Raw genomic sequence first — 26,961 nt, 5'->3', positions numbered from 1 at the left:
GGGATGAGAGAAATACTAGGGAAGAACGATTTTGAAAGGATGTTGCACATGCTATCCAATCAGCAGCTAAAAGAATTTCAACAGCAATTGCAGCAAACGAAGCAAGAGTTGGAAGAGCGATTAAATGATTCAGGCAACCACGATTTAAGAAGAAGCTTGGAGGATTCGACTGGTGAGTTATCGAGTTACGATAACCATCCCGGAGATGAAGGAACCGAGTTATATGAACGGGAAAAGGATCTAGCCCTTTCCGAGCATGATCGGGATGAAATAAGGGATATTGAACGAGCGCTTTCAGCCATCGAAGCTGGTGAGTATGGAAATTGCGAGGTTTGTTCAAGGGAAATACCTCTCGAACGTTTGAAAGCCGTCCCTACCACGACTTTTTGTGTCGAGCATACCCCATCACAGGAAACTTCGGACAATCGCCCGGTGGAGGAGGAAGTGCTGGGACCTCCATTTGGAAAGTTTGATTATGATGAACGGCACGAATCAGTTGCATACGATGCGGAGGATTCTTGGCAGGATGTTGCCAGTTATGGAACATCTGAATCACCTTCCGATTTTGTAAACCCGCCAAACGATTACGAAGATATGTATGTCGAGTCCGAAGAAAATATCGGATATGTCGAAGATTATGAAAATTTCGTTGGTGTGGATATATACGGTAAAGAGATAACGGTTTATCCGAACTCCCAATATGAAGAATTGAAGGAAGAGCTTTTTGAAGAAAATATTCAAACCTCGTTTGGGGATTTGCCTCGATATGAGCATGATCCATATGTCGATGATGAGAAAGTTTAAGAAAGAAGAACCGGGATTATAATCCTGGTTCTTCTTTCTGTTTATGAAAACGCCAATTTTAAACGGTTTAGACCTTCCATCAGGACGCTGCGTGGACAACCGAGGTTCATCCGGACGAAACCTTCTCCGCCTGGTCCATACTTTGAACCAGGCTCCAATGCGAGCTTCCCTTGGTGGATCAGTCGATCCTTAATTTCCTTGTCGGATAATCCAAGATCACGGCAGTCAATCCACAAAAGATAAGAAGCTTCCGGATGCATGGCATGCAGCGACGGAATTTCAGCAGCAATGAATTCCTCTGCCACTTTTATATTCTCCTCAATGTAGCCAATCATATCTTCAAGCCATTCCAAGCCCTCTCGATACGCAGCTTCCATTGCTGTTAAGGCAAAGATATTAAGACCATGGAAGGCCAGTTTCGTTTGCGCCTTTTGTAATTGCTTCTGCAATTTTTCATTACTGGCGATCAGGAATGAGGCCTGAAGGCCGGCAATATTGAATGTTTTGCTTGGCGCCATCAATGTAACAGTAATGTCCGCTAAATTTTTTGAAAGCGAGCCGATCGGATAATGCCTTGATGTTGTATGGAATAAGTCAGCGTGTATCTCATCGCTGACGATGACTACACCATATTTTTCACATAGCTCACCGATTCGTAAGAGTTCGCCCTCTGTCCAAACCCGTCCGCCAGGATTATGCGGACTGCAAAAAAGGAATAGTTTCACTCCGCTTTTCAGCTTGTCCTCAAAATCGGTGAAATCAATCTCGAAGCGGTCCTTTTCCATGATAAGGGGACTATTGACCACTTCCCGGTCATTATTTTTGATCATATCAAAAAATGGGGTATAGACTGGAGATTGTAACAATATTTTATCACCCGGGTTCGTGAATGCTTGGATCGTTGTACCGATAGCGGAAACGACGCCGGAGCTGAATGAGATCCACTCTTTATCGATTTGCCAGGAGTGCCGGTCCCTAAGCCAGCTTTGAATTTCGGTGAAAACCGTTTCAGAGGGGATGGTATACCCAAAAATTGGATGGCTCAAGCGTTCCATCAATGCCTTTTGAATGCCCTCAGGAGATGGGAAGTCCATATCGGCAACCCACATTGGCAGAACATCTTCGCGACCATACAATGATGTGAGCGCGTTTTTGTTCCATTTTGCAGAACCTGAATTTTCCCTGTTTATTTGTTCTTCAAATATTGACTTGTTCAAAATATCCACCGCCGAATAAAAATTTGTCGTCTTCGCGTAAAGCCTGTTGTTATGATACTATGAAATCATGTTCTTTGAAAATATTGAGCAGGTGATGATTAATGGATACACAGCAAATGAATTTAGCGTTGGTTGCCGTTTTGCAAGAATGGGACCCATTCCAGATAGGATGGGATCTATATGAACCCGAAATTGCCGATACGGTCGTAGCAATCCGGGATATAGATGACCCAACGGAACTGGCTGAAAAAATAAAATCCATTTACGAGTTCGCGTTCGATGAATCCGTTCAGATGGAAAAGTGCCTGGAAGTTGCACAAAAGCTGCTCATCATTAAAAATGATGCAAGCTGTTCGATCTAAAGGTGAAAAAGGGTGTACCCATCAGGGGCGCCTTTTTTACGTTGGGGTGGCTACCCCAATAAACCCCTTGATTAATTGATACACATCTGCCGGTTTCTCCTCGGGAAGAAGGTGTCCGGAATCCTCAATGACAACAAGCTTGGAATTAGGCAGGTCTTCATGGAGCCTTTGGCCAATGTTCAATGGCACCACGCGGTCATGCCTTCCCCAAATAAGCAGGCATGGCGTATGAATATCACTAAGGTCCTCCTTCAACAAATCGACCTCCTTATCCCGGAGCATCCTCCCCAATGCCCGGAAAATATCATGCTTCTTTATGAATGGTCCTAGATATCCCTGCCGCATTTCATCGTCAATCATGGCCGGGTTGTGGACGACATTTTTCAAGTTCTTTTCGATACCTGATTTTTGTAGATACCGCTTTATCCCGAATGAAAAGAAAGGCAGGTAACTGACCAACTTCATTTTTTCCGAATAGCCGGGCTGATAGCCTGAACCGGCAAGAAGAATGGCATGGTCGACAAGTTCAGGATATGATTTGATGAGCTGCAGGGAAATCTGCCCGCCCATGGAATGACCGATGGTACTGAATCTCCTGATGCCTTTTCCTTCTAAGAACATAACGACTGATTTAGCGATGTTCCGGAATGAATATGTATATCGATAATCTTTTCCGCTTTGCCCGAATGGGGGAAGGTCTACTGAGATTACATTGAACTCCTTGATTAAATAGGGCACTAATTTACGGAAACTGAAACTCGATGACAAAAATCCATGAAGCAGGACAAGGGTGGGGAGGGAATCATCGATTCGGTCATATTCATAATAGATTTCCATATTACCCACCCGTTCGACACCTTTGATCGTATGATTTTCCATAAAAGTTCCTCCTCCGTTATTGGTCAATGATAAAAACCCAATTTACCCTGAATATTCCAAAAAAGGTCCTTTAATACTGTTGCATAACAGTAATTGTGATAATAACGATGAAAAAACACAATTACTATAACAGGTCACCAATCAATTTTGATATAATAGTGTAAGTTTATCCTGACAGAATAGGACTTATTAAATTATATTGTCATATAGGGTTTTAAAAAAGTCTAATAAGGTAATTCGTGGGACTATCTGCCAGCCAAACCATCACATCTAAATTAGTGAATTCCAAAAGGAGGGTTTTCCAATGCACTTGAATGAAGAGGAATTGGAAGTCTTGAGAATCATTGAAAATAACAGCCGGATTGATCTGAAGGATTTAGCTAAAATGACCGATCAAACAGAGTCGGACATTGAAATAACATTGAAGAAATTAGAAGATATGCGGGTTATTGTACGTTACTTAACAGTCATTAACTGGGCAAAAGTGGATGAGTATCATGGTGTCACAGCGATGATCGATGTCAAAGTCACTCCAAAACGCGGCGTCGGTTTCGATGAGGTCGCAAAAAGGATTTACAAATTCAAAGAAGTCGAGTCCGTTTATTTAATGTCCGGGGCTTATGATCTTTCAGTCATTGTCGAAGGACGTTCGATGAACGAAGTGGCAAGCTTTGTTTCGGAAAAGCTTTCGACACTGGATTCCGTCATTTCTACGACGACTCACTTCATTATGAAAAAATACAAGCATGATGGCACCATTTTTGATCAAACTGAAGAAGATAAGCGGATAGTGGTGTCACCATGATTAAAACGAGTTATGTTTCAAAAACGATTGCAGAGCTTAAACCATCAGGCATCCGCCGCTTTTTCGACTTGGCAGCCAATTTGGAAGGGGTCGTCTCTCTTGGTGTGGGTGAACCGGATTTCGTTACATCTTGGGCAGTAAGGGAAGCGGCGATCAACTCCTTGGAGGAAGGATATACCTCTTATACGGCCAATGCCGGCTTATATGAATTGAGGTCGGAAATCAGCGGGTATATGGAGAAGCAGTTCCATGTTTCGTATAGGCCAGAGGATCAAATCATTGTCACGGTCGGAGCGAGCCAGGCCCTCGATATTGCCCTGAGGACCATCTTGAACCCAGGTGAAGAGGTCATTGTCGTCGAACCTTGTTTCGTCGCCTATGCACCGCTTGTGACCATGGCGGGGGGAATACCGGTCACGGTCCAAACATCTAAGGAGGATGACTTTAAGTTAACTCCCCAACAGCTTGAAGCGGCGATCACGCCTAAAACGAAGGCCGTATTAATCTGTTCACCGAATAACCCGACGGGAACACAGCTCGGGCATGAAGAATTAATGATGCTTGCTGACATCGTTAAAAAGCATGACTTGCTGGTGATTTCCGATGAAATCTATGCAGAACTTGCTTATGATGAGAAATTCACCTCTTTTGCTGCCATTGATGGCATGCTTGAGCGGACAATTGTCATCAATGGGTTTTCGAAAGGGTTTGCGATGACTGGATGGCGCCTTGGGTTCGTTTGTGCACCTAAGGGAATTTCCGAAGCGATGCTTAAGCTTCATCAATATGCGATGATGTGTGCGCCGACCGTTGCGCAGCATGCTGCATTGGAGGCTTTAAAGCACGGTATGCAGGATGTGGAAGAAATGCGTCGGAGTTATCGGAGAAGGCGAAATTATATCGTGAAATCATTTAATGAGATAGGACTTGATTGCCATAATCCTGGAGGAGCTTTTTATGCTTTTCCTTCAATCGAGAAAACAGGGATGACTTCAATGGAATTTGCTGAAAAACTTCTGACGGAAGAACTTGTAGCCGTTGTACCGGGTGATGTGTTCGGGGAAAGCGGTGAAGGTCATATCCGCTGTTCCTATGCATCCTCCATGGAACAGCTTCAAGAAGCGCTTAGAAGGATGGAACGTTTCATGAAGAATCATTGCCAATAAAAGCAAAAAAATAGGGATCCAGCTGTTTTAAGCAGCCGGGTCCCTTTCCATAGGGGGAATTAGAAAAAAGAGTTAATCTAATGGATTAACATAGAAAGTGTTAATCATAGTATATCCAGTATTTTGAAAAAAATACACATACTACGATCCATTTTTTAAATTAAGCTTGTGTATTATATAAAGTATGCATAACATTCAGAATCTGTTCTTCGCTAAAGTCCTTAGCTGTTCTTAAAACGAGCTCCGCTTTCTTGGTTCCGATTTCTTCAATCAGTTTTTTTATGTCTTCGTCGATACCAGCAGCGTTCCCGGTCTGGGCATCCTTCAGGAATTCTGAAGCTGGAATGTCAAGAACGGTGGAAAGCCGTAAAATGGTTTGTGTATCAGGAACCGATTCACCCGATTCATACTTTTCAATTTTCTTCGTGCCGATTCGTAATTTCAATGCCAATTCCTGTTGAGTGAGGTTGTGATCTTCTCGGTATTGCCGGATATTATTCGCGATATTTGACATAGTCAGACACTCCTTTTTCAGGAAATATATTTTCTTTATGTAAGTATTTTACCATATTATTACTTAAGGAAAGTAACGGAATATGTATGTTTTGTGAAAAAAATGCCGCATCGAGAAATATCGAAACGGCATGATGAATGTTAAATAAGATTAGTTGACTTAAGGAAGACGAGTATGATCATGATCGGCACGATGTAGCGAATCAGGAAGTACCAAAGTTTAAAAAGTGAACGGCCGGAATCAGCGCTAGATTCGAACTCCTTTTGTACCTCGATCCTTTTCATTTGATAGCCGATGAAAAGCGATATGAACAAGGCGCCGACTGGCAGCGCGATATTGCTTGTCAGATAATCGGCGAAATCAAATATGGATAAATTGAAAATCTTCACATCCGAAAGCACCCCAAAGGATAATGCACTTGGAATCCCAATCAGGAAAACGGCGATACCAGCTATCCAAGAAGCCTTCTTCCGCTTTGCAGCATCCCCCTTGATCATGGCTGCAACGACGATTTCGAGAATGGAGAATGCCGTCGTAAGGGTGGCAAATAATAATAATATGAAGAAAATGAACATGAAAATCCCGCCAAGCGCCATTTCATTGAAGACGGCAGGCAACACGACAAATACTAGTCCAGGTCCGCTTGATGGGCTGAAACCTAGTGCGAAAACAGCGGGGAAGATGACCAAACCTGCCAGCAAGGAGATGAAGATATTCAGTCCAACTACCGAAAAGGCCGATTTTGTAATATCTTCTTTTTTACTTAAATAGGATGCATAGGTTACCATCACGGAAACACCGACACTAAGCGCAAAGAAGGATTGGCCCAATGCCAATAGGATCGTTTCCCCGGTTAATGCCGAAAAGTCTGGCTTCAGGAAGAATTCAACACCCTCGATTGCTCCATCCAGAGTCAAGGAACGGATAAGAAGAATGATAAATAGAATGAACAAGGAAGGCATCATATATTTATTCGCCTTTTCAATTCCCTTGGAAACGCCGCCTTGCACGACCCAAATGGTAAAGACCATGAATAATAACTGAGCGATAACCGTTTCAAAAGGATTACTGATTATCGTATTGAAGAAGTTCCCATATTCTTCTTGAGTCAAGTTTGAAAGAGACCCTGTAAAGCTTCTTGCTAAATAAGAGATAATCCATCCTCCGACAACACTGAAGAAGGAAAGCAGAATGATTGATGCGACGACACCGCCATATCCAATCAATGCCCAAGGCTTTCCCGGGGCGATATGTTTATATGCGCTAATGGCATCTTTCTGTGCATTGCGGCCTATCGTGAATTCCGCTATTAATATCGGTGCACCGATAAGCAGGGTGAATAAAATGAAGAGCAGGAAAAAGGCCCCTCCGCCATTTTCCCCAGTCATATATGGGAGCTTCCAGATGGCCCCCAATCCAATAGCGGATCCCGCGGCTGCCAGGATGAACCCAAGTTTTGAAGTCCATTGTTCTTGTTTTGACATGATGGTAAAACTCCTTTGGATGTAAAGAATATCTAGCTGTAAATAACTTTTGTTAAAACATTTTTTCATCTTACTATGATTATGAGGGATTGGATAGTGTTTTAATATTACAATCTTTAGAAAAATGAGTAAACATCTTAAGGAAAATAGAGTTTATTTGCAAGTTTTTAGGATAAGTTATAAATAAAGATCTTATAATATTTATTATTTCCAAAAAACAAACATTTTTAATGAGTAAAATCCCAAAAAGTATGGTATACTTAACTTTGATTATTTTCCAATTATGTGATATAATTTTTTATTGCGTGAAAAGACGAAAAAATATATATAAAATAGGAGTGTTACCATGTCTGAAAAATTCGAAATTGGTGCGGTAGTTGCTGGTAAAGTAACTGGTATTCAACCATACGGTGCATTTGTTGCTCTAGATGATTCAACTCAAGGTTTAGTTCATATTTCTGAAATTACTCACGGCTTCGTTAAAGATATCAACGAACATTTAAAAGTGGGCGATGAAGTGAAAGTTAAAGTGCTTTCCATCGATTCAGCTGCTGGAAAAATCGGCTTATCGATCCGCGCTACAGAAGAAGCTCCTGAGCGTACTGAAGCTCCGAAAAAAGCTCCGAAAAAACGCCAAGCATCTGTTAAAGCGACATCTCACATCGAATCTACTGAAGGTTTCAACACATTGAAAGACAAACTTCAAGAGTGGATTGAACAATCTCAACGCGAAGACTTAATCAAAAAATAATTTTGGAAACCGGCAGATCCTTCGATCAGCCGGTTTTTTTTTGTTTTGGGGCATATGAATGAAATAAAGCCGGGTCATGTGTCTATCCATGGTCCGGCTTTATTTTATAGAACATAAACACTGTCCATGGTCATGCTATCAACGAGTCGGTTTGGTTTCAGGCTCCCTGGAAATTTCAGGACTTGGTTTAAAGAGAAGACCAAGATTAATGAGACCGGCAATTCCCACCAATCCGTAAACGATACGGGCCAATCCAGCATCTTGCCCTCCGAAAATCGAAGCGACCAAGTCAAATTGGAAAAAACCTATTAAACCCCAGTTGATTGCCCCAATTATTGTAAGAACAAGTGCAATTCTTTGTATTCCACTCATTTTGCAGCCTCCTTTTTTGAAAAAATCAGTTCGTTACTTATCATGCTTTTTCATCATGTAAATATACATCCCTACAAAAGTTCCGGGCGGATACTTTGTATTTAAATGGAACATTGTTCATAATGAATAAAAGAAAAACTAGCCATTGGCACTGTGGACAATTTCACAAACGCAGGCAATGTGGCATTAAAGGAGAGATAATCATTGGAGAATTTCACTTATAAAAATCCTACTAAAGTAATTTTCGGGAAAAATCAGCTTGAAAGCTTAAAAACTGAAATTCCTGCGTATGGCGATAAAGTTTTACTTGTATACGGCGGAGGAAGCATAAAGAAAAATGGCTTATATGAAGATGTGGTCAATGCCTTGAAAGATATCGATGCGGATGTGCATGAACTTTCCGGAGTTGAACCAAATCCACGCATTTCAACAGTCAGAAAAGGCGTTGATCTTTGTAAAGAGCATGCCATCGACTTTGTACTTGCTGTTGGGGGAGGAAGCGTTATTGATGCTACGAAGGCCATCGTTGCAGGTGCTAAATATGAGGGGGATCCATGGGATCTTGTCATTAAGAAGGCACCAGTCGAAGAGGCCCTTCCATTCGGAACGGTGCTGACATTAGCTGCAACCGGCTCTGAGGCGAATTCCGGATCTGTCATAACAAACTGGGAAACGAAAGAGAAATATGGATGGGGAAGTCCATTGGTATTTCCGCAATTCTCCATTTTGGATCCTGAAAATACTTTTTCAGTACCAAAAGACCAAACGGTATACGGAATGGTCGATATGATGTCACATGTTTTCGAAACATACTTCCATCCCGAAACGCATGCGCCGCTTCAAGACCGTTTTTGTGAATCGCTGTTATTGACGGTGATCGAAACGGCACCTAAACTATTGGAAAACCTGGAGGATTATGAGCACCGGGCCACTATCCTATATGCCGGAAACCTGGCTTTGAATGGGTCGCTGGGGGTAGGTTATAGCGGAGATTGGGCAACGCATAATATTGAACATGCCGTTTCAGCTGTTTATGACATCCCCCATGCAGGAGGATTGGCCATCTTATTCCCAAATTGGATGAAGCATGTTCTTCATGAAAATGCCGCACGCTTTAAACAAGTTGCAGTCCGTGTATTCCATGTGGATCCGGAAGGTAAAACGGATGAGGAAACTGCGCTTGAAGGCATAGAAAGACTAAGGTCATTTTGGAGCAGCTTAGGGGCGCCGACCAACCTTTCGGATTATGGCATCGATGATTCACAATTGGAGGTCATGGCCGATAAAGCGATGAGCAGAGGGGAATTTGGACGGTTCAAAGTCCTGAACCGTGAAGATGTCCTTGCCATTTTACGGGCTTCATTATAATCAATTGATATGATCCGTTCTCCCACCATGCCAAGTGGGAGATTACTTTATATGCATAATTCGTTATTTACTTGATCGATTTCTTGATTATGAGAATTACATCAGATAAAGTGAAAGGGAGACTAAAGAATTCAAGGAGGAATTTGAATGGCCCATATTCGTTTCGATTATTCAAAAGCCCTGCCGTTTTTCGGGGAGCATGAGATTACCTATTTACAGGATGCTGTAAAAGTGGCACACCATTCCCTGCATGAGCAGACAGGGGCAGGCAATGAATATCTTGGCTGGCTTGATTTACCTGCCAATTATGATAAAGAAGAGTTCTCAAGAATCAAAAAAGCGGCCGCAAAAATAAAAGAAGATTCAGAAGTACTGCTGGTTATCGGAATCGGTGGATCATATCTGGGAGCACGGGCAGCAGTTGAGATGCTCCAACATAGCTTTTATAACATTTTACCTTCGGATAAAAGAAATGCACCGCAAATCATATTTGTGGGTAATAATATAAGCTCTACATATATGCAGGACGTAATGGACTTATTGGAAAATAGGGATTTCTCGATTAATGTTATCTCTAAATCAGGTACGACCACGGAGCCTGCACTGGCCTTCAGGATCTTCAGGAAACTGTTGGAACAAAAATACGGCGTTGAAGAAGCCAAGGGCCGCATTTATGCCACCACTGATAAAGAAAAGGGCGCATTAAAAACGGTGGCAACGGAGGAAGGTTTCCAAACTTTCGTCATTCCTGATGATGTTGGCGGACGTTACTCGGTCTTAACGGCTGTAGGGTTGCTTCCGATTGCGGTCAGCGGGGCGGATATCGATCAAATTATGGAGGGAGCCGAGCATGCTAGGGCGGACTTCAGTTCGTCCGAGCTAGGTGAGAATCAGGCATACCAATATGCGGCGGTTCGGAATATCCTTTACAATAAAGGGAAAACGATTGAAATGCTGATAAACTATGAGCCAGGACTTCAATACTTCTCTGAATGGTGGAAACAATTATTTGGAGAAAGTGAAGGGAAGGATCAAAAAGGGATATTCCCTTCATCGGCTAACTTCTCGACTGACCTGCATTCATTAGGGCAGTATGTTCAGGAAGGGCGGCGTGATCTTTTTGAAACAGTCATCAAAGTGGAAAAGGCCCGTCATGAAATCTTGATTGAAGAAGCGGCCAATGACTTGGATGGCCTGAATTACCTATCAGGTGAAACGGTGCAATTCGTGAATAATAAAGCATTTGAGGGTACACTGTTAGCCCATACTGACGGTGGTGTTCCCAATCTGATCGTATCGATTCCGCAGCAAGATGCATATACTTTTGGCTACCTTGTGTATTTCTTCGAGAAAGCCTGTGCAATGAGCGGATACTTACTGGGTGTAAATCCGTTCGATCAGCCTGGGGTGGAAGCCTATAAGGTGAACATGTTTGCTCTTTTAGGCAAGCCGGGATATGAAAAGAAAAAAGCGGAGCTCGAACAGCGCTTATAATATAAAAGGCATCAAGCTGGGATAACATCCTGCTTGATGCCTTTTTCTTGTTGAAAGCTAAAGTGGTGCCATCAGGGAATTTTCACAAACAGCGTAAGGGCGGCTTTGAAAACGGTGCAGTGGCCAATTCCTTTTGCCAATCGAGGGGACAATAGATACATTCCAGGTTTTTTTAAAGGCACTTTGGTTAAACTAATAGAAAATTAGCGAAAGAGGTTTTATACAATGATTAAAATTTCTTCTCAGTTGGAAGGGAAAACGTTTGGTTTGTTCGATCTGGAGACGAAGTTAAAACCGGAAGGCTATGTGATAGGCGGAGGATGGGATTATGACCACGGGTCTTTTGACTATAAGATTGATGACAGTGATGGCTACCAATTCTTGCGAGTCCCTTTCAAGGCTGTTGATGGTTCACTCGATATGGATGGGGTAATGGTCGAACTTTTACAACCGTTTTTGTTATCTCATAAGTACGAGGACGGGATTGACGATGAAGGAAATATCGGAAACCTCTCCGCTTCCTTCAATCAGTTTGCTGAGCCTGAAAATCCGGATGCCGAATTTCCGGAAAACTATATTTCATTTGGAAAAACGCTTGTCCGTGATTTGGAAAAGATTTTATTACATTAATCTTCAATGATGAGCAAGGTGTCATCCTGATGTATGATTACATCTCCAGGGGGCTTGATTAATGTCTTGCCCCCTGAAATGATGCCGACCAATAAAATGTCTTGATCGAATAGTTTAACGTTCAACTGTTTAAACGTCAAATCAACCCAGTCATCCTGGATAGGCAGCTGTTTGATGTTCAATCCATCCGGTTCTTTTTGCTCTTCAGCTTCCGCAAGTATCCCCTTCGATAAGCAGTCCTGCATATATTCACTCGCAAATTTATTCGTTTCCACTATACCGTCCGCTCCAGCCCGTAAAGCATTTTCCTTTTGTTCATGCGTTAATATTTCCACAAGACAATATACATGAGGATTCAGCCCTTTGACGGCCAGTAACGTTAATATCGAGAACATATCCGTTTGCAGCTCGTCTTGCTTAAGGTCAGCCGTAATAAGGACGCGCATGGCTTGTTTAATATTGGCTTTCTGTAAAACGGAATCCAATGTAGCTTTTCCTTGGATAAAGTGGATATTCGTTCTTGGAAGCGGGTGCTTTTGCAGCGTATCATCTATAAGGACAATGGATTGCTGATGTTTGTGATCATGAATGTTTTGGATGATTCTCTTAGACCGGCCATTCCAGCCTACAATGATAATATGACCGCCTCCGCCGAATACTTTCTTTCCTGTTAAAAATTGCTGTTCATTGGAAATGGAAATTTTAGCAATGTATGCAAAATAAGAGGTAATCAGACCGGCTCCCGACAAAATGAGGACCATCCCAATGACTTTTCCAAGATTTGTAACGGGAGTGAAATCTCCGTAACCCACCGTTGACATAGTGACGATTGCCCACCAGATGCCATCAAGTATAGTAGGGAATCTCTCCGGCTCCACAATGTGAATCAAGACCCCGAATGAGAGTAAATATAATGCGATGATAGAAAGCAATCTGATGAAACGCGGAAATCTGGGTACGGTGCTGATGAATGGACTGATTCGAATCACGTTTTTCTCACCCCTTAAGCTGTTCCTTTTAGTATGGTCAAAAAAGGCTTGGCTCATAAGGGTTCCCACAGACAAACTTTGAGTAGAATATCGGTACCTTACCTGGAAAGTACGATGCGATGTACATGATAAAAAGCCTTCCGGATGATGTCGGAAGGCTTTTAGTGCTGAGTCACGTATCCTGAACTGGACTTCATGCTCGATAATTGATTATATGCCCGTTTGCGTTTCGGTATTCCTCAATCTTTTCTTAGACCCTTCTCCGTACGTTAAAATTATCGCTGATGAGCAGCCAGTTTTGAGGGAAGGCTAAGCCGAGTTTCCAATAACTCATACCCCTTAGGTTCAGTTCTTTGATTAAATCGAATTTTGCCTGAATGGATCTGGCATCCTCAAACCACACCTCATGCTGCCTATCTTCTATATCTGTATAGTTGAAGTGCGGGGCCTGTGCGGTTTCATCATACTCGATGGAAACATTATTGGCCGCTGCAATCTGGATGGCCTGCTGCGGGCTCACGGCCTTGGCAGTTGATCCCTGTACAAAAGGAAGGGTCCAATCATAGCCATATAGATTCTGCCCCATCAGGATCTTGTTGGAGGGGATTTCGGTGACGGCATATTCGAGAACATCCCGAACAGGGCCAATAGGAGACACAGCCATTGCCGGTCCTCCGCTATATCCCCATTCATAAGTCATGATGATAACGAAGTCGACGATTTCACCATGTGCTTTATAGTCATGTGCCTCATACCAACGGCCTTTTTGCTCAGCACTTGTTTTAGGGGCAAGTGCCGTGGAAATGAACCATCCCTCTTTCTTGAATCGTTCCTTTGCTTTTCGTAGAAATTGATTATAGGCTTCTTTATCGGCTGGCCTTAAAAACTCAAAGTCAAAGTGGATATCCCGGAATCCATATTTCTTTGCCGTTGCAACGATATTGTTCAGGAACTTATTCTGAACGGAAGTATTCGTTAAGATGATGTGCCCGAGCTCATCGCTGAATTGGTCATTTTCCTGATTCGTAATCACCATCATCAGGACATTTTTATTTTCTCTGGCGATGGCAGGAAAGTCATTGAGCAAAGGCTCTTTTAAGGAGCCGTCACGAAGCGCCTGGAAGCTGAATGGGGCTAAGTAGGTTAAATAGGGCGCAGCCTCCCTGGCAGCCGTTACAAGGGCCGGAGCAACCGTCGTACCCCGCGGCTCGACATAACCGTTGAATTCGGCTGTCCTTTTCTTACGTGCCGGAATATAGAGCCGGTATCCAGGGGATAAGATTTGGTTTTCGGGAATACCATTTATTTTTGCCAATTCTTGAAAAGGGACATCAACCCTTTGGGAAATGGAATAAAGACTATCACCCGGTTGAACGAAGTAATAACTGCCGACGATTGGAATGACAAGGGCCTGACCCGAAACAAGATTATTTGGGTTAGGGATCTTATTTGTTTCCACTAGCCTGTCAACGGTTACGCTGTACGTTTGGGCGATGCCATATAACGTCTGGCCTGGCCTAACCACATGAATTTGCAATTCGTTTCCCTCCTACTGAAAGTTTCCTAACAGTTTATGAACATAAAAAGAAATTCATGATAAAGAGCTTAGGATTGAGAGAAACCCCAAACGAAAAAATTCAATAAATTGGCAATAATAATTTAAGCCTAAAATGCTAATTAATATTAGTAGGAGGTGAAAACACATGGCAAACAACAATAACAGCAATCAACTAGTAGTAGCTGGTGCAGAGCAAGCTCTACAACAAATGAAGAATGAAATCGCTAGTGAATTTGGTGTAAACCTAGGTGCTGACACTACTTCCCGCGCTAACGGATCTGTTGGTGGGGAAATCACAAAACGTTTAGTGCAAATGGCTGAGCAACAATTAGGCGGATACTCTCGTTAATTAACTGAATAAAAATGGATTAGAAAGAGAAGGAGCTTCGCTCCTTCTCTTTCGCATTGTTCAGCTAGTTGCCTGCCAAGCTTTTAAAATCTTGATTGCCTTTTCAGGAAAATCGGTCATGATAACATCGACTCCCAACTCTGCCAACTTGACGATATCGGCTTCTTCATTGGCGACCCAAGGCCGGATTTTATATCCAAGTTCTTTCGCTTTTTCATGAACTGCTGGAGTCAGGCTGTTTTTATCTGGATGGAAACCTGCTTCCTTTTTATCCCGTAAGATTTCTTCGAAGTTTTCAGGAAGCCCCTCGAACAATAATGCACGTTCAAGGTCCGGTGCAAGCATCTTCACTTTTTCAATGGATTGATGGTTGAAAGAAGAGAGGATCACCCGAGTTTCCATTTGATACTGACGAATTAAATCGATGATCTTCTGTTCGATTCCTTCGTAAGCGAGTTTATCGGTTTTGATTTCGATATTCATCAATAAAGCATTTCCCTTAGCCCAGTCGAAAACATCCATTAAAAAAGGAATCCGTTCACCAAGGAATTCCTTGGAAAACTTGCTCCCGGCATCAGCCGATTTCAGTCTTTGTGACGAATGATCTTTTACATAACCAGTAAGGGTGGTCGTTCGATCGAGTGTTTCGTCATGGATGATGACCAATTCCCCATCAGAACTGAGATGAACATCGAACTCGATCCCCTCGGCCCCGATTTCGGCAGCCTTTTGAAATGCCGCCATGGTGTTTTCAGGATGCGTCCCCTTGGACCCTCTATGGGCGAAAATCAGTATGTTTTGCAAAATCATCACTTCCCCTATAAACTTTATCTTGAACCCTATCATACATGTACGCTTGAATTGTTTCAGCAATGTTTAATAGACAATATTTTAAACAACGAGTAAAATACATATGATATTTCCATAAATAGGTGTTCGAATTATGAGGTGAATAAAATGAATATGTGGGAAATTTTTGTTGCCGTTATCCTTGGTCTTGTAGAAGGATTAACTGAATTTGCTCCTGTATCGTCTACGGGGCATATGATTATCGTCGATGATTTATGGCTGAAATCAACTGAGCTTTTCGGGAGTGAAGTGGCGAATGCCTTTAAGGTAGTCATCCAGCTTGGTTCGATACTCGCGGTTGTCGTGCTGTTCTGGGGACGATTCATGGACTTGCTTGGTTTAAGGAAGCTGAAAGGCACATCCGCTGTGAACGGCCCAAAGCTTAACCTATTGCAGATCTTTGTCGGATTGTTACCTGCTGGCGTTTTAGGTCTATTATTCGAAGATTACATTGATGATCATTTATTTACGATGAAGACGGTTATCGTCGGATTGTTCTTGGGTGCATTTCTGATGATTGCTGCGGATAAATTCCGTCCGAAGCTGACTGCAGAAACGGTTGACCAAATCACTTATAAACAAGCTTTCGGTGTAGGGTTGATTCAATGTTTGTCACTGTGGCCAGGATTCTCGCGTTCAGGCTCGACCATTTCAGGTGGAGTGCTTTTGGGAATGAGCTATCGGGCTGCTTCCGATTTCACGTTCATCATGGCAGTGCCGATCATGGCTGGTGCCAGTTTGTTGAAAATTGTTAAATACTGGGAGTTCTTCACACCTGAAGTTCTGCCATTCTTTATTGCAGGTTTCATCAGTGCATTTATCTTTGCACTATTCTGTATCCGCTTTTTCCTGATTTTAATCAATAAAGTTAAATTGACTCCTTTTGCCATTTACCGGATTGTCTTGGCGGTTGTGCTTCTATTCATTATTTGGTAATACGAAATGAAGCTTGAAAGAGGTGAGGGACCACCCCGTGGGTTAGGGGTGGTTTTTTTTTGTGTCCGAAAAAAAAGTAAGATTACGAAAAAAATCATAACGAAAGATAATTATTTTTTGTGGTTTTTAATTCGTTATTTCAGAGTAAAATATCAATTATTCTTTATATGATAAAAAAACATTCGGTTTTAAGTGTGATTTCAGACATAATTAGTAAAAAAAATATAAATGTAATAAAGCTTCATGAGCGTAGTGATACCAACGTGTTCGAGTGGTTATTTAAATATTCAGATGATTACATAAACTATTCTCGAATAATTTATATGATATAATTTTAGTATAAATAAAGTACATGTGTACACCTGGGGAGGACAACATGGGAAATGACCAATTGAAGAAAACGATTGGCTTTTGGGTTGGGACATCTATTGTAGTTGGTACAGTTATCGGTTCTGGAATTTTCATGAGACCAGGTGACGTGCTTGAATTAAGCGGAAATTCAACCATGGCCTTATTAGCTTGGCTGATTGGCGGTCTGATTACCCTTGCAAGCGGGTTGACGATTGCTGAAGTGAGTACACGGATTCCTAAAACGGGAGGTTTATATGTTTATATGGAAGAAGTGTACGGGAAAGCATGGGGATTCCTATGCGGCTGGGTCCAGACATTGGTATATGGGCCTGCAGTCATGGGGGCACTCAGTTTATACTTCGGGTTATTAGTTGCAGGAATATTTAATATCCCTTCAGGCTACACTTTGGCGATAGGGGTTCTTACGATCGTATTTATAGCAGGCATGAATCTTCTGGGGACAAAATACGGAGGTATCATCCAAACCTTATCGACCGTTGCTAAATTGATCCCCATCATTTTCATAGCGGTTTTCGGTATCGCGCAAGGTGATATGCCTGTTTTCAATATCAATAGTGAAAGTTCAATGAAAATCAGTATGGCTGGTGCGATTTTGGCTACACTCTGGGCGTATGATGGCTGGATGAATGTCGGCTTCATGGCAGGGGAAATGAAAAACCCGCAGAAAACGTTGCCGCGAGCGATCATTACGGGATTAGTCGTGGTCATGGTCGCTTACTTGGCTGTGAACCTTGCCATGCTTCATGTATTGGGGGCGGAGGGAGTCATAGCCCATGGTACGAATGCAGCGAATGTTGCTGCCACGATGCTATTCGGTGAACTGGGTGGAAAATTGATTTCAATCGGAATAGCGATTTCAATCTTCGGTTGCTTGAACGGAAAGCTTCTGACCTTTCCGCGCATTACCTTGGCGATGGCGACTGATAAAATGATGCCAGGCCATAAACAAATCGGGAAAATATCGCCTAAGTTTAAAACGCCAGTAAATGCGACGATATTGCAAGTGATCATTGCAATCATCATGATGGTTGCAACAGACCCTGACAAACTTACCAATATGGCTGTATTCTCTGTCTTCTGTTTTTATGGATTGGCCTTCTTTGCGGTTTTCATCTTACGCAGAAAAGATCCGGATGCGAAAACTTACAAAGTGCCGTTTTACCCATTCATCCCCATTGTCGCGATTGCCGGCGCAATATACATTGTTGTGAGCACGTTAATCGATACACCTTTAAATGCCTTGTACTCGCTGATCATTCTCATTATAGGGATGCCAGTATACTGGCTCCTTAAAAAAAGTGAGCTGGATGATAAACGTTCATATTAATGAAAAACCCTTCACTGCATGCAGTGAAGGGTTTTTTAAAAAAATTGCTGGAACAAAACTTACCTTTGGACAAAAGTGGCGAAATAGACAACTTGGGAAGTTCGTATTAACATAGGGGGAAAGTTAAATAGTGAAGGGTCTGAACAAAAGTGAATTATATCGAGCCTGCTGGTAAATCATTCAGGAAAACAATCTTGGCTTTATTTCTTGGTAGCTTTGTAACGTTTGCGGATCTGTATAGTACCCAACCGGTCATTCCGGTTTTCGCAAAGCAATTCGGAGTCTCTCCTGCAATGGCAAGTCTTACATTATCTTTCGCAACTGGAACGCTTGCCATCTGCTTATTGCTTGTTTCCTTTTTCTCAGAAAATATCGATAGGAAAAAAATAATGGGGACGGCGCTCACTCTGTCTGCATTGTTATCCATATGTGTAAGTTTCATTCAGGATGATTTATACATCCTTATCGCCATACGGGCGATTCAAGGAGCGGTGCTTGCAGGTTTCCCGGCCATTGCGATGGCTTATATCAATGAAGAATTTCATCCGAAAAGCCTGGGTTATGTGATGGGGATCTATGTGAGTGGTTCGAGTATCGGCGGATTGGCTGGCAGGCTGATTGTCGGGGTGCTGACCGACCATTTCTCATGGAACATAGCGATTGGAAGCCTTGGGGCTTTAAGTTTGATCATCAGTCTGGCTTTTTGGTGGATGCTTCCGGCTTCACAGCATACCGTCCGCGTAGGAGTCTCATTGCCGAGAATCAAAACCTCCCTCATCAATAACTTTAGGAATGGCAGACTAGTACTCTTATTCGGTATGGCCTTCCTATTAATGGGTTCGTTTGTTACCGTTTATAACTTTGTGGGTATACCATTAATGGGACCGCCATATCATTTATCGCAGACATTGATTGGCTTCATTTTCATTATCTATCTTGTGGGGACATTTAGTTCTACATGGATGGGTAAGCTTGCCGATCAATATAGTCGGGGACCTGTACTTCTTATCGGAATCGCAATCATGCTGATGGGCGCCCTTATAACCTTATTGGATCCGCTTTTGCTGAAAATAATGGGGCTTGCCTTGTTTACATTTGGCTTTTTTGGAGCCCATTCAATTGCGAGCAGCTGGGTCGGAAGGTTAGCTCATAAGCGTGAAAAGGCTCAAGCATCCGCATTATATCTCCTATTTTACTATGCGGGATCAAGTGTAGTGGGGGCATCAGGCGGTTTATTCCTGATGAAGTTCGGCTGGGGAGGGGTCATCTCGGCAGTATCCATTCTCATCCTCCTGGCTGCCGCTTGTGCGATGATGGTGGAAAAAGGGAAAAACGTTAAATAAAATGATCTTTTCTATCATGTTTTCCGGAATCCTGAATATAATCTAGTGAAAATGGAGATTGAATAATAGATTGATAAGAGAAGAGGGTAATAGATAGAGTGAAACGAAAAGCAGGAATTCTCATTGGGTTAATAGCCGTTTTAATTATATTATTCGTTGTATACTTAACAAGCCCGGGCAGAGTGGAAAAGGTGGAGATTGTTGAAAAATACTATCCTCATTTCTCCGATGGCAAGGCAGTCGGTTTTAAGACGAACGAAGTCATTGATGTGACGGAAACCGAAGAGGGATCCAATTGCGCAATGAAATTCAGTAATGGGAAAACGTTGGAAATTGATTGTGACCGATATTTAACATACAAAATTGATGAAACAGTCTATATTACTACTGAAGGGAACCATGTGAAGGAAATTCGGAGAAAAAGGTAGTGGCAATCAATATTTAATGGCGAAAGAGCTGAGTTTGCTTAATAAACAAACTCAGCTCTTTTATTTTATCCATGAAAAAACCCAGGCCGTTTTGGACTGGGTTTTTTCATTTTTTATCTTTGCTTTTACTTTTATCCTTTTTATTGCGCCGAAGTACATCCAAGATTCTGCGGCTGTTATTTTTACTGTTTATGAGTTCGACTAAATCGCTCATGTTTTCAGATTCGAAGTCTTGTTGTTGATCTTTTTTCATGGTAATCCCTCCAAGTCATATATCATAATACCCTTATATTGAAAAGGTAAACGTCTATTATCATATTGGTAATAGAAGGATTTTATATCATTAACCATTCATTTTTTGATAAAATATGATAAAAGCCCTGTATGGGAGGTCCATATGGAAGAATTAAGGATGATCGGTGAAAAAATTGAAAAATTTAAATATATCTTAGTGGAGCATATCGAGTTGTTTGAAGAAGAGGAACCGCTGTATGATTTTGAAACCAGTAAAGAGGTACGGTCAAAGCTTATTCAAATTCATGCAGATGCCTTGATTCATGGAAAGGCACAAGCGATGGAAAGTATGAAAATAACGGGTATGGAAATAGGTAAGCGCATCGTGGATATGGGCATTCCTTTAGATAAGAATATTGAGGAAGCACAGCTTGTGCGTAACCTTTTCTGGAGTTTCATTGAAGAAGAGGTAAGCAATCGCTATTACTCCATTGAAATTCTGCTAAAGGCAAGCTCGATAATTGATGCAATCCTGGACCAGTTCATACACTGTGTGAGTATCAGTTACGTGAATCATTATAAAGAAATGGCGAAAATGGCAAATGATTCTTTGCAGAAGATAAAAGAAAACCAAGAAGTCATGGAAGAATTGTCCACCCCGATTGTTCAGACCGTATTAAAGGATGTGCTGCTCTTACCATTGATTGGACGCATTGACGATTGGAGAATGGAGTCGATGCAATCGACGGTACTGCAAAAATGTGCAGACCTGCATGCGGAAGTATTGATCATGGATTTTTCGGGTATTACCTTTACGAAGGAAAGCGATATGCTCTCCCTGTTGGATCAATTAGTGGGGGCATTGGCGCTGATGGGAACGGAAACGATGTTTGTCGGTTTTACCCCTGATGTCGTGAAAGAGATCGTCAACCTTGATTTTTCAAATCAGGTAAAAGCCTTTCTATCGTTCAGACAGGCCCTGGAATATCTGTTTAAACAAAAAGGGCTGGCTCTTCAGCCAGTATGATGGAGGTATCCTTTTTCAGGGTACCTTTTTTTCTAGGTCAGTCTAACATTCGCAGCTTCATATTTTATGCATCGATATTTCTCCATGTTATAGTGAAATAACGTGGGCGGACATGTTGATTTTCATTTAAATTATTGGGACATGTAAACGTGTAAGGAAGGTGGATGAAGGGTGTTTTTTAAGAAAAATGAGGAACTTGATCATAACGAAAAATGGTATTGTGTAGGAATCATGACGGATAATGGGCTGGAGGATGAAGAATATGATGTTTTGTCCAAACGCATCCTCGACTCGGTCCAAAATGTATCGGTCATATCGGACTTGGTAAGGGTGGAATGGGATCGGGATAAATTGCGAGCCTTGAACGAACGTTTTCAGGACCCTTCATTTTCCGACCCATGTTTTATCATTAATGAATTCATACCAGAGGATATAAAAAAGGAAAGAAAACTTCTGGAGAAAACTCATAAATGGAAGAGGCTCTTTGGTCTCCTCTCCTTAGTTGAATACATGGAAGCCGAGACGAAGGCAGCCCATGACTTTGATAAAGCCCTCTTTTATACAGACGATGCAGATGAAGTGATTGAATACATTATTGCAAATAGCTAGCATCCCCTGTCACATCGATACATTGTATCGGTGTTTTTGCATTTGATGTCATGTTCATCGAAGCATTTACGCGGTAATAATTCGGGCTTGTGCGTGATAATCCGTCCTTCCACCTTTTTTCCTTCTTGAAATAAAAAGAGAGAATGTAAGGAAGTTGGTAGGAAAGATGGGGAGAAACGCGGAATATCTTAATATAGAAAGAGAAAGAGAGTTTTAAGGGGAGAGGAAGATGAATCGATGGAAGTTGCCGTACCTCAGCAAAAGCCAAAACGGAAGTGGAGAAAGCGTGCTCTATGGACTTTTGGAATCCTGATTATTCTTTTGCTGTCTGTCTTGATAGCTGCAAATGTATTTCTTTCAAGATCCTTGCCGGAAACAAAGGGGGAAATATCGCTTCCAGGTCTTTTGAAACCGGTTACGGTGGTGAGGGATTCAAGTGGGGTCCCGCATATCCATGCAGCGAATGAACATGATTTGTATTTAGCCCAAGGGTATATCCAAGCACAGGACCGTTTGTTTCAAATGGATTTAAGCAGGCGTCAGGCGTCAGGAAGATTGAGTGAAGTGATTGGTGAGAAAACCGTCAAAAATGATAAGTATTTCCGCACACTTGGGCTGAGGCGGGCGGCTGAAGCCTCTTATGCAGCATACACCAGTGACGGGAAAGATGCCTTGGATAGGTTTGCCGAGGGGGTAAATCTTTATATCGGTGAATTGAAGGAGAATGGGAAATGGCCGGCGGAGTTCACTCTGCTTGGATACGAACCAGAGCCTTGGACACCCGTCGATTCGCTGACCATCGGTAAATATATGGCCTTTGATTTAGGAGGGAACTGGGAAGATCAGGCGTTTAGGCAGTATTTGCTGCAAACGTTCCCAAAGGAAAAAGCCTTTGATTTATTTCCTAGTTATCCAAAGAGCGCCCCATATATCATCAGTAAGGAAGAACTGGATATTGAAAAAAGTTTTGCCGGCGCCGTTATTCCTTATGAATTCAACGGCAGCAATAACTGGGTCGTTTCAGGCAAGAAAACGGATTCCGGACAGCCGTTATTGGCGGATGATCCCCATCTGGGATTAGCTACACCATCCGTTTGGTATCAAATGCATTTGGAGGCTCCGTCGGTCAATGTGAGCGGAGTGATTTTTGCCGGGATTCCGGGAATCATACTAGGGCATAACGAAAAGGTCGCTTGGGGTGTGACCAATACCGGTCCGGATGTTCAGGATCTGTATATTGAGAGGAGAAACCCGGAAAACGAGAAGGAATTCTCCTACAAAGGTAACTGGGAAAAAGCTGAAATCCTCGACGAACCCATCAAGGTTAAGGATGGTAAAACACTAGACTATCAAGTGACGGTCACCCGACATGGACCTGTTGTCTCCGAGTTTGCCGGGAAAAGCGGAAAAGAGACCGTGCTTGCATTAAGGTGGACAGCACTTGATCCATCTGCCGAGCTTGAAGCGGTACTGAATATGAATAAAGCGGGAAGCTGGAAAGAATTCGAAAAGGCCCTCTTGAAATTCGAAACGCCGGCACAGAATTTCGTCTTTGCCTCAGTCGATGGGACCATTGCCTATAAGGCGAATGGGAAAATCCCAATCCGGAAAAAAGGCGATAGTATGCTGCCCGTACCTGGTTGGACGGATGAATTTGAGTGGAAAGGCTATATTCCCTATGATGAACTTCCGAAAACGGTGAATCCGGAAGAGGGATTCATTTCGACAGCGAATAATAAAGTCATCTCTGATGATTATCCTTACCACATCAGCAATAACTGGGCTCAGCCGTACCGTCAGATGCGGATACAGGAGTTTTTAAAAGCCAATAAAAAGCTTACGGCCGAGGATATGCAAAGCCTGCAGATGGATAAAGTGAATTTGCAAGCTAAGGAGTTTGTTCCTCCATTCATTGATGTATTGAAAGGTCCATCCGGGAAACGGGAAGACCAGGCACTAACGATTCTGAAGAAATGGAATCATATCGATTCCGTAGATGAAGCGGCACCGATGATTTTTAATGTCTGGATGCGAAAAATAGGCGATGTTCTGCTTAAAGAGGAAATACCGGAGGAAACCCTCAACCTCTTTAATGGAAGGCGCTCGGCCGTTGATGAACTACTAAGGCGGGCACTGGACGGTAAGGCGGGTCCTTGGATTGAAGAAGCAGGCGGCCTTGAGCAGGTGCTTGCCAAGTCGTTACAAGAGACGTTAACGGAACTTGAAGAATCACAGGGTGACGATATAGTTGATTGGGAATGGGGAGACTTTCACCAGGTCAGGTTTAATCACCCGCTATCAAGTGTCGCTCCCTTAAATTATTTATTTAACAGCGGTGGCGGAATGCCGGTAGGCGGTAGCAGTGTCACCGTACAGGCGGCGGCATTTCTAGATGATGGAACCGTTAATCATGGTGGATCCTGGAGATTTGTCATCGACCTAGCCGACATGAATCAAGGATATCACCTCGTTGGCCCGGGTCAATCAGGTAACGTTAAAAGTGAGTGGTACCAAGATCAGCTTGATGATTGGGCAGCAGGTACTTATCACAAAACTACATTGGACGATCCAAAAGGTGATAAGCTGACATTGAAACCATCATACTGATATTCAGAAAAAAGTACCAAGTCCAGCATCCTTGCCCTGGACTTGGTACTTTTTCATTGCTTTTGCTTAATAAGGAATTCTGTAAGGAACTCCTCAAAATTAGGGGCCTCGATTGCTGCGATCTTTTCATATGATTCAATGATCTTGAGTTTGATTTCTTGCTCCAGATCATTCCGATCTTGATAGCTCGTGTTTTTTAATGATTTCTTTATTTTAGGATTCAAAGAGTCGATTAGATCCATCAATTCTGCTTTTGACAGTTTTTTATCCACAATGGCTTTTCTCCTTTCTAATATATACCTCATCCATATAGTGCTTTCGAAGTTTTTTTAGAGCTTGTTTACGGATGCTTGAGATATTCTGTGGCGACTCATGGAAATAGGCAGCAATTTCCTTGTTGGATAGGCTGTAGGAAAAGATCATGGTCAGCACCAGGTTTTGTTTGGCTGTTAACTTCTTCAAGGCTTTTATCATCTCTTCATCACTTAAGTGTGAAGCGAGTTCATTCGTTTCCCCCATCTTTTCAAGTTGAACGTCCAATGTGCCGATTCGATCGATCAGTCCGCCAGTATCCCTTGGTGTCGCATCAAGTACCATTCGATAGCGTTCCCGTTGCTTCCGTGCCCTTTTATCAAAATCAACAGAGAAAAAGTAAATTAAGGAGCACATGTATTTGTATACTTTAGCCCGGTAATAGAAAATTTTGAAAGTCTCGTTGAGATGACAAATGTTGTGGGAGGAAGGGGAATCAAGAGTTTCAGTGAAAATCTTTAAATGCTCTGGGTTCTGTAAAAATACTTGAATGATCGGTTGTTCAAAGAAAGATGAGTACTGTTGCTGCAGAAACTCCAATGAATGAGAAAAAAAATGAGAAGTTAATTGGTTCATTGTTATCCCTCCTTTAATTAATAAAGTGAAAGACAAGGGGAATAAATCAATTATATAGGAACATTCGTTCTTTTTTCCATAAATCAATAGTGCTAGATTGATTTTCTTGAACAAGTTTCACTTTAGATATCAGATACAAGAAAAGGGGTGAAGAGGATGATGATTGAGGATGCTACTATGTGGGTTTCATTAGTTAGCGAATTTGGCTATCCATTCGTCGTTTCTATGTTTTTGCTCTTCCGCTTCGGTAAACAATTAAAAGAACTGACAACGGACGTAGAGAACTTAAAAAAGTCCGCTCATAAAACGAAAAAACGATAACCTCAGGACGCAATGTGCCAGGTGTTAAACACCGAATTTCGGATTCTATTCTAAACAGGGTCCGGAATTCGGGTATAAAGAATTGGGTACTTTCTGAAAATCAAGGCTCTGTTAAATCCCTCCCTTAAACTCAAATAAAATAATAATAAACCATTATTTGGAATATATCATAAAATAGGTAAAAAATAATCGTCATTTGGAATCATTTTACTACTATAATTCATCCGTCAATGTAATTAGATAGGAAATCCTCCCCTCGTACGATTTTAGTTTTATGTTTTAAAGTGAAAATACTTTTAAAAAAACAACGTTCATTAATAAACTTATGAATGTTATGCGGCATCCGAGTTATAGGGTGCTGCTTTTCTTATTTTTTGGTAATAAACTGATACTATGGAAAAGGGGTGGCGAATTTGAAGGATAAACAGCTAGAAGATATTCGGATCTTACAGCAAGAATGTGAACGGGAAGGTTTTACTTTAAAATTGAACTGGGAAACGCTTCGCAGTCGAAACGGTGTGAATAAGAATGACTTTCTTCACTATGACGGTTTAAAACTTGTTGGTTTTCTTGGTCTTTACGATTTTGGAAACAAAGTGGAGATGTGCGGGATGGTTCATCCTGATTACCGGAGGCAAGGCATTTTTACAAAGCTGCTGGAAGAGGCTATAAGGAGTGCCATGGAGCGCAACTATAAGTTGATTCTCTTGAACTCACCTGCCCTATCCGATTCAGGGACAGCGTTTTTGGAACAGCTCCCATGTGAGACTGCTTTTTCTGAATTTCAAATGAAATGGTCCGAAACGGAGCTTGATGATTATGGTGATGCAGTCGTTCGCCCTTCACGGAAAGATGATGAGGAAACGGAAATTCAGCTGGATATTCAATGTTTCCGATTTACGAAACAAGAGGCGATAGATTATTATCAGCGCATCCTATATGAGGATACTCTGAAAACCATGATGATTGAAAAGGATGGCCGCGCGGTCGGTAAGATCCGTGTTGATCACTCAGGACGGGAAGCGTGGATTTATGGTTTTTCGATTTTGCCAAAATATCAGGGAAAAGGGATTGGCAGAAAGGCATTGAAAAAGGTTGTAGCGGAACAAAGCCAGCTCGGATATGATATTTTTCTCGAGGTCGAGGCGACTAATCGGCATGCTTTAAGACTCTATGAATCTTGTGGATTCAAAACCATTCAAAGACAAGATTATTATCAATACAAAGGGGGGCGTGCTAAAGGATGCCTCAACGACATTGAGTAGTAGGGGGTGGGAT

The 26,961-nt window shown here is 42.1% G+C and carries 29 protein-coding genes; 18 read left to right on the top strand and 11 right to left on the bottom strand.

Going from position 1 to position 26,961, the window contains the following annotated elements; genetic code table 11:
• Nucleotides 1-48: 48 nt before the first annotated feature.
• Nucleotides 49-804: a TraR/DksA C4-type zinc finger protein gene (locus IOC57_RS11215; RefSeq protein ID WP_207438795.1), complete on the top strand. Its 756-nt coding sequence runs from the start codon at nucleotides 49-51 to the stop codon at nucleotides 802-804.
• 41 nt (nucleotides 805-845) lie between these two features.
• On the opposite strand, the gene IOC57_RS11210 is transcribed toward IOC57_RS11215, so the two are convergent.
• A complete protein-coding gene (locus IOC57_RS11210; RefSeq protein WP_309487695.1) occupies nucleotides 846-2,030 on the bottom strand; it encodes a MalY/PatB family protein in 1,185 nt (394 codons plus the stop codon).
• 92 nt (nucleotides 2,031-2,122) lie between these two features.
• Here IOC57_RS11210 and IOC57_RS11205 point away from each other — a divergent pair, with 92 nt between their 5' ends.
• Nucleotides 2,123-2,383: a DUF1871 family protein gene (locus IOC57_RS11205; RefSeq protein ID WP_207438793.1), complete on the top strand. Its 261-nt coding sequence runs from the start codon at nucleotides 2,123-2,125 to the stop codon at nucleotides 2,381-2,383.
• 36 nt (nucleotides 2,384-2,419) lie between these two features.
• On the opposite strand, the gene IOC57_RS11200 is transcribed toward IOC57_RS11205, so the two are convergent.
• Entirely contained in the window at nucleotides 2,420-3,262 is an 843-nt protein-coding gene (locus IOC57_RS11200; protein WP_207438792.1) for an alpha/beta fold hydrolase, read from the bottom strand.
• Between the two features lie 304 nt (nucleotides 3,263-3,566).
• Here IOC57_RS11200 and IOC57_RS11195 point away from each other — a divergent pair, with 304 nt between their 5' ends.
• Both IOC57_RS11195 and IOC57_RS11190 read left to right on the top strand, forming a co-directional pair.
• Nucleotides 3,567-4,067, top strand: a complete 501-nt coding sequence (locus IOC57_RS11195) for an Lrp/AsnC family transcriptional regulator (protein WP_207438791.1) — start codon at nucleotides 3,567-3,569, stop codon at nucleotides 4,065-4,067.
• Nucleotides 4,064-5,233 carry an aminotransferase gene (locus IOC57_RS11190; RefSeq protein WP_207438790.1) on the top strand — a complete coding sequence of 390 codons (1,170 nt, stop codon included), beginning with the start codon at nucleotides 4,064-4,066 and terminating at the stop codon, nucleotides 5,231-5,233. The genes IOC57_RS11195 and IOC57_RS11190 overlap by 4 nt, the downstream gene beginning before the upstream one ends.
• 160 nt (nucleotides 5,234-5,393) lie before the next feature.
• Here the strand turns inward: IOC57_RS11190 and IOC57_RS11185 are convergent, their stop codons facing one another.
• Nucleotides 5,394-5,747, bottom strand: a complete 354-nt coding sequence (locus tag IOC57_RS11185; RefSeq protein ID WP_207438789.1) for a helix-turn-helix domain-containing protein — start codon at nucleotides 5,745-5,747, stop codon at nucleotides 5,394-5,396.
• 140 nt (nucleotides 5,748-5,887) lie between these two features.
• On the bottom strand, nucleotides 5,888-7,231 hold the full coding sequence (locus IOC57_RS11180) for a sodium-dependent transporter (RefSeq protein ID WP_207438788.1): 1,344 nt from the start codon (nucleotides 7,229-7,231) through the stop codon (nucleotides 5,888-5,890).
• A 346-nt stretch (nucleotides 7,232-7,577) separates the two neighbouring features.
• Between IOC57_RS11180 and yugI the strand changes: the two genes are divergently transcribed.
• The gene (yugI, locus tag IOC57_RS11175; RefSeq protein WP_063234086.1) at nucleotides 7,578-7,982 is read left to right on the top strand and encodes a S1 domain-containing post-transcriptional regulator GSP13; all 405 of its coding nucleotides are present in this window, start codon (nucleotides 7,578-7,580) and stop codon (nucleotides 7,980-7,982) included.
• A 138-nt stretch (nucleotides 7,983-8,120) separates the two neighbouring features.
• On the opposite strand, the gene IOC57_RS11170 is transcribed toward yugI, so the two are convergent.
• A complete protein-coding gene (locus tag IOC57_RS11170) occupies nucleotides 8,121-8,354 on the bottom strand; it encodes a DUF378 domain-containing protein (RefSeq protein WP_207438787.1) in 234 nt (77 codons plus the stop codon).
• 204 nt (nucleotides 8,355-8,558) lie between these two features.
• On the opposite strand from IOC57_RS11170, the gene IOC57_RS11165 reads away from it, so the two are divergent.
• The 3 genes from IOC57_RS11165 (at nucleotide 8,559) to IOC57_RS11155 (ending at nucleotide 11,846) form a co-directional block, all read left to right on the top strand.
• Nucleotides 8,559-9,722 (top strand): iron-containing alcohol dehydrogenase, encoded by a 1,164-nt coding sequence (locus tag IOC57_RS11165; RefSeq protein WP_207438786.1) that lies wholly within the window; start codon nucleotides 8,559-8,561, stop codon nucleotides 9,720-9,722.
• Nucleotides 9,723-9,869: 147 nt separating this feature from the next.
• Complete coding sequence (locus IOC57_RS11160) at nucleotides 9,870-11,216, top strand: glucose-6-phosphate isomerase (RefSeq protein ID WP_207438785.1); 1,347 nt, start codon at nucleotides 9,870-9,872, stop codon at nucleotides 11,214-11,216.
• Between the two features lie 225 nt (nucleotides 11,217-11,441).
• Complete coding sequence (locus tag IOC57_RS11155) at nucleotides 11,442-11,846, top strand: YugN-like family protein (RefSeq protein WP_207438784.1); 405 nt, start codon at nucleotides 11,442-11,444, stop codon at nucleotides 11,844-11,846.
• On the opposite strand, the gene IOC57_RS11150 is transcribed toward IOC57_RS11155, so the two are convergent.
• Nucleotides 11,843-12,835: an ion channel gene (locus tag IOC57_RS11150; protein WP_207438783.1), complete on the bottom strand. Its 993-nt coding sequence runs from the start codon at nucleotides 12,833-12,835 to the stop codon at nucleotides 11,843-11,845. The genes IOC57_RS11155 and IOC57_RS11150 overlap by 4 nt on opposite strands.
• A 250-nt stretch (nucleotides 12,836-13,085) precedes the next feature.
• A complete protein-coding gene (locus IOC57_RS11145; RefSeq protein WP_207438782.1) occupies nucleotides 13,086-14,372 on the bottom strand; it encodes a glycoside hydrolase family 18 protein in 1,287 nt (428 codons plus the stop codon).
• A 166-nt stretch (nucleotides 14,373-14,538) separates the two neighbouring features.
• Between IOC57_RS11145 and IOC57_RS11140 the strand changes: the two genes are divergently transcribed.
• Nucleotides 14,539-14,742, top strand: a complete 204-nt coding sequence (locus IOC57_RS11140; protein ID WP_057278019.1) for an alpha/beta-type small acid-soluble spore protein — start codon at nucleotides 14,539-14,541, stop codon at nucleotides 14,740-14,742.
• 60 nt (nucleotides 14,743-14,802) lie between these two features.
• On the opposite strand, the gene IOC57_RS11135 is transcribed toward IOC57_RS11140, so the two are convergent.
• Complete coding sequence (locus tag IOC57_RS11135; RefSeq protein WP_207438781.1) at nucleotides 14,803-15,546, bottom strand: glycerophosphodiester phosphodiesterase; 744 nt, start codon at nucleotides 15,544-15,546, stop codon at nucleotides 14,803-14,805.
• Between the two features lie 153 nt (nucleotides 15,547-15,699).
• Here IOC57_RS11135 and IOC57_RS11130 point away from each other — a divergent pair, with 153 nt between their 5' ends.
• From IOC57_RS11130 to IOC57_RS11115, 4 genes are all read left to right on the top strand, one after another.
• Entirely contained in the window at nucleotides 15,700-16,527 is an 828-nt protein-coding gene (locus tag IOC57_RS11130) for an undecaprenyl-diphosphate phosphatase (RefSeq protein ID WP_286184752.1), read from the top strand.
• Nucleotides 16,528-16,903: 376 nt separating this feature from the next.
• On the top strand, nucleotides 16,904-18,226 hold the full coding sequence (locus tag IOC57_RS11125; RefSeq protein ID WP_207438780.1) for an APC family permease: 1,323 nt from the start codon (nucleotides 16,904-16,906) through the stop codon (nucleotides 18,224-18,226).
• Nucleotides 18,227-18,375: 149 nt separating this feature from the next.
• A complete protein-coding gene (locus IOC57_RS11120) occupies nucleotides 18,376-19,569 on the top strand; it encodes an MFS transporter (protein ID WP_207438779.1) in 1,194 nt (397 codons plus the stop codon).
• A gap of 98 nt (nucleotides 19,570-19,667) precedes the next feature.
• Nucleotides 19,668-19,997: a hypothetical protein gene (locus tag IOC57_RS11115; RefSeq protein WP_207438778.1), complete on the top strand. Its 330-nt coding sequence runs from the start codon at nucleotides 19,668-19,670 to the stop codon at nucleotides 19,995-19,997.
• 106 nt (nucleotides 19,998-20,103) lie between these two features.
• On the opposite strand, the gene IOC57_RS11110 is transcribed toward IOC57_RS11115, so the two are convergent.
• A complete protein-coding gene (locus IOC57_RS11110; protein WP_207438777.1) occupies nucleotides 20,104-20,250 on the bottom strand; it encodes a hypothetical protein in 147 nt (48 codons plus the stop codon).
• Between the two features lie 144 nt (nucleotides 20,251-20,394).
• Between IOC57_RS11110 and IOC57_RS11105 the strand changes: the two genes are divergently transcribed.
• The 3 genes from IOC57_RS11105 to IOC57_RS11095 all read left to right on the top strand — a co-directional run bounded on the left by IOC57_RS11105 (nucleotide 20,395) and on the right by IOC57_RS11095 (nucleotide 24,474).
• Nucleotides 20,395-21,258, top strand: coding sequence for an STAS domain-containing protein (locus tag IOC57_RS11105; RefSeq protein ID WP_207438776.1), 864 nt, complete (start codon nucleotides 20,395-20,397; stop codon nucleotides 21,256-21,258).
• A gap of 171 nt (nucleotides 21,259-21,429) precedes the next feature.
• Nucleotides 21,430-21,867 carry a hypothetical protein gene (locus tag IOC57_RS11100; RefSeq protein ID WP_207438775.1) on the top strand — a complete coding sequence of 146 codons (438 nt, stop codon included), beginning with the start codon at nucleotides 21,430-21,432 and terminating at the stop codon, nucleotides 21,865-21,867.
• A 237-nt stretch (nucleotides 21,868-22,104) separates the two neighbouring features.
• Entirely contained in the window at nucleotides 22,105-24,474 is a 2,370-nt protein-coding gene (locus IOC57_RS11095; RefSeq protein WP_207438774.1) for a penicillin acylase family protein, read from the top strand.
• 53 nt (nucleotides 24,475-24,527) lie between these two features.
• Here IOC57_RS11095 and IOC57_RS11090 read toward each other — a convergent pair whose 3' ends face one another.
• Together IOC57_RS11090 and IOC57_RS11085 are read right to left on the bottom strand one after the other, a co-directional pair.
• Nucleotides 24,528-24,746, bottom strand: coding sequence for a hypothetical protein (locus IOC57_RS11090; protein ID WP_309487694.1), 219 nt, complete (start codon nucleotides 24,744-24,746; stop codon nucleotides 24,528-24,530).
• A complete protein-coding gene (locus IOC57_RS11085) occupies nucleotides 24,739-25,362 on the bottom strand; it encodes a sigma-70 family RNA polymerase sigma factor (protein ID WP_207438773.1) in 624 nt (207 codons plus the stop codon). The genes IOC57_RS11090 and IOC57_RS11085 overlap by 8 nt, the downstream gene beginning before the upstream one ends.
• Before the next feature lie 156 nt (nucleotides 25,363-25,518).
• On the opposite strand from IOC57_RS11085, the gene IOC57_RS11080 reads away from it, so the two are divergent.
• Nucleotides 25,519-25,683: a YvrJ family protein gene (locus tag IOC57_RS11080; protein WP_081088496.1), complete on the top strand. Its 165-nt coding sequence runs from the start codon at nucleotides 25,519-25,521 to the stop codon at nucleotides 25,681-25,683.
• A 413-nt stretch (nucleotides 25,684-26,096) separates the two neighbouring features.
• On the top strand, nucleotides 26,097-26,948 hold the full coding sequence (locus tag IOC57_RS11075) for a GNAT family N-acetyltransferase (RefSeq protein ID WP_207438772.1): 852 nt from the start codon (nucleotides 26,097-26,099) through the stop codon (nucleotides 26,946-26,948).
• Nucleotides 26,949-26,961 lie beyond the last annotated feature (13 nt).

It is taken from the genome of Bacillus sp. SD075 (genome assembly GCF_017355165.1).
In the GTDB taxonomy this organism is placed as follows: domain Bacteria; phylum Bacillota; class Bacilli; order Bacillales; family DSM-1321; genus Peribacillus.
This window is presented reverse-complemented; position numbering and strand designations above follow the sequence as displayed.

Bases quoted from the DNA above. Each gene is read 5' to 3' on its own strand.
- IOC57_RS11215 (WP_207438795.1), top strand. From the start codon at position 49: ATGCTATCCAATCAGCAGCTAAAAGAATTTCAACAGCAATTGCAGCAA.
- IOC57_RS11205 (WP_207438793.1), top strand. From the start codon at position 2,123: ATGGATACACAGCAAATGAATTTAGCGTTGGTTGCCGTTTTGCAAGAA.
- IOC57_RS11200 (WP_207438792.1), bottom strand. From the start codon at position 3,262: ATGGAAAATCATACGATCAAAGGTGTCGAACGGGTGGGTAATATGGAA.
- IOC57_RS11195 (WP_207438791.1), top strand. From the start codon at position 3,567: ATGCACTTGAATGAAGAGGAATTGGAAGTCTTGAGAATCATTGAAAAT.
- IOC57_RS11190 (WP_207438790.1), top strand. From the start codon at position 4,064: ATGATTAAAACGAGTTATGTTTCAAAAACGATTGCAGAGCTTAAACCA.
- IOC57_RS11185 (WP_207438789.1), bottom strand. From the start codon at position 5,747: ATGTCAAATATCGCGAATAATATCCGGCAATACCGAGAAGATCACAAC.
- IOC57_RS11180 (WP_207438788.1), bottom strand. From the start codon at position 7,231: ATGTCAAAACAAGAACAATGGACTTCAAAACTTGGGTTCATCCTGGCA.
- yugI (WP_063234086.1), top strand. From the start codon at position 7,578: ATGTCTGAAAAATTCGAAATTGGTGCGGTAGTTGCTGGTAAAGTAACT.
- IOC57_RS11170 (WP_207438787.1), bottom strand. From the start codon at position 8,354: ATGAGTGGAATACAAAGAATTGCACTTGTTCTTACAATAATTGGGGCA.
- IOC57_RS11160 (WP_207438785.1), top strand. From the start codon at position 9,870: ATGGCCCATATTCGTTTCGATTATTCAAAAGCCCTGCCGTTTTTCGGG.
- IOC57_RS11155 (WP_207438784.1), top strand. From the start codon at position 11,442: ATGATTAAAATTTCTTCTCAGTTGGAAGGGAAAACGTTTGGTTTGTTC.
- IOC57_RS11140 (WP_057278019.1), top strand. From the start codon at position 14,539: ATGGCAAACAACAATAACAGCAATCAACTAGTAGTAGCTGGTGCAGAG.
- IOC57_RS11130 (WP_286184752.1), top strand. From the start codon at position 15,700: ATGAATATGTGGGAAATTTTTGTTGCCGTTATCCTTGGTCTTGTAGAA.
- IOC57_RS11125 (WP_207438780.1), top strand. From the start codon at position 16,904: ATGGGAAATGACCAATTGAAGAAAACGATTGGCTTTTGGGTTGGGACA.
- IOC57_RS11110 (WP_207438777.1), bottom strand. From the start codon at position 20,250: ATGAAAAAAGATCAACAACAAGACTTCGAATCTGAAAACATGAGCGAT.
- IOC57_RS11105 (WP_207438776.1), top strand. From the start codon at position 20,395: ATGGAAGAATTAAGGATGATCGGTGAAAAAATTGAAAAATTTAAATAT.
- IOC57_RS11095 (WP_207438774.1), top strand. From the start codon at position 22,105: ATGGAAGTTGCCGTACCTCAGCAAAAGCCAAAACGGAAGTGGAGAAAG.
- IOC57_RS11085 (WP_207438773.1), bottom strand. From the start codon at position 25,362: ATGAACCAATTAACTTCTCATTTTTTTTCTCATTCATTGGAGTTTCTG.
- IOC57_RS11080 (WP_081088496.1), top strand. From the start codon at position 25,519: ATGATGATTGAGGATGCTACTATGTGGGTTTCATTAGTTAGCGAATTT.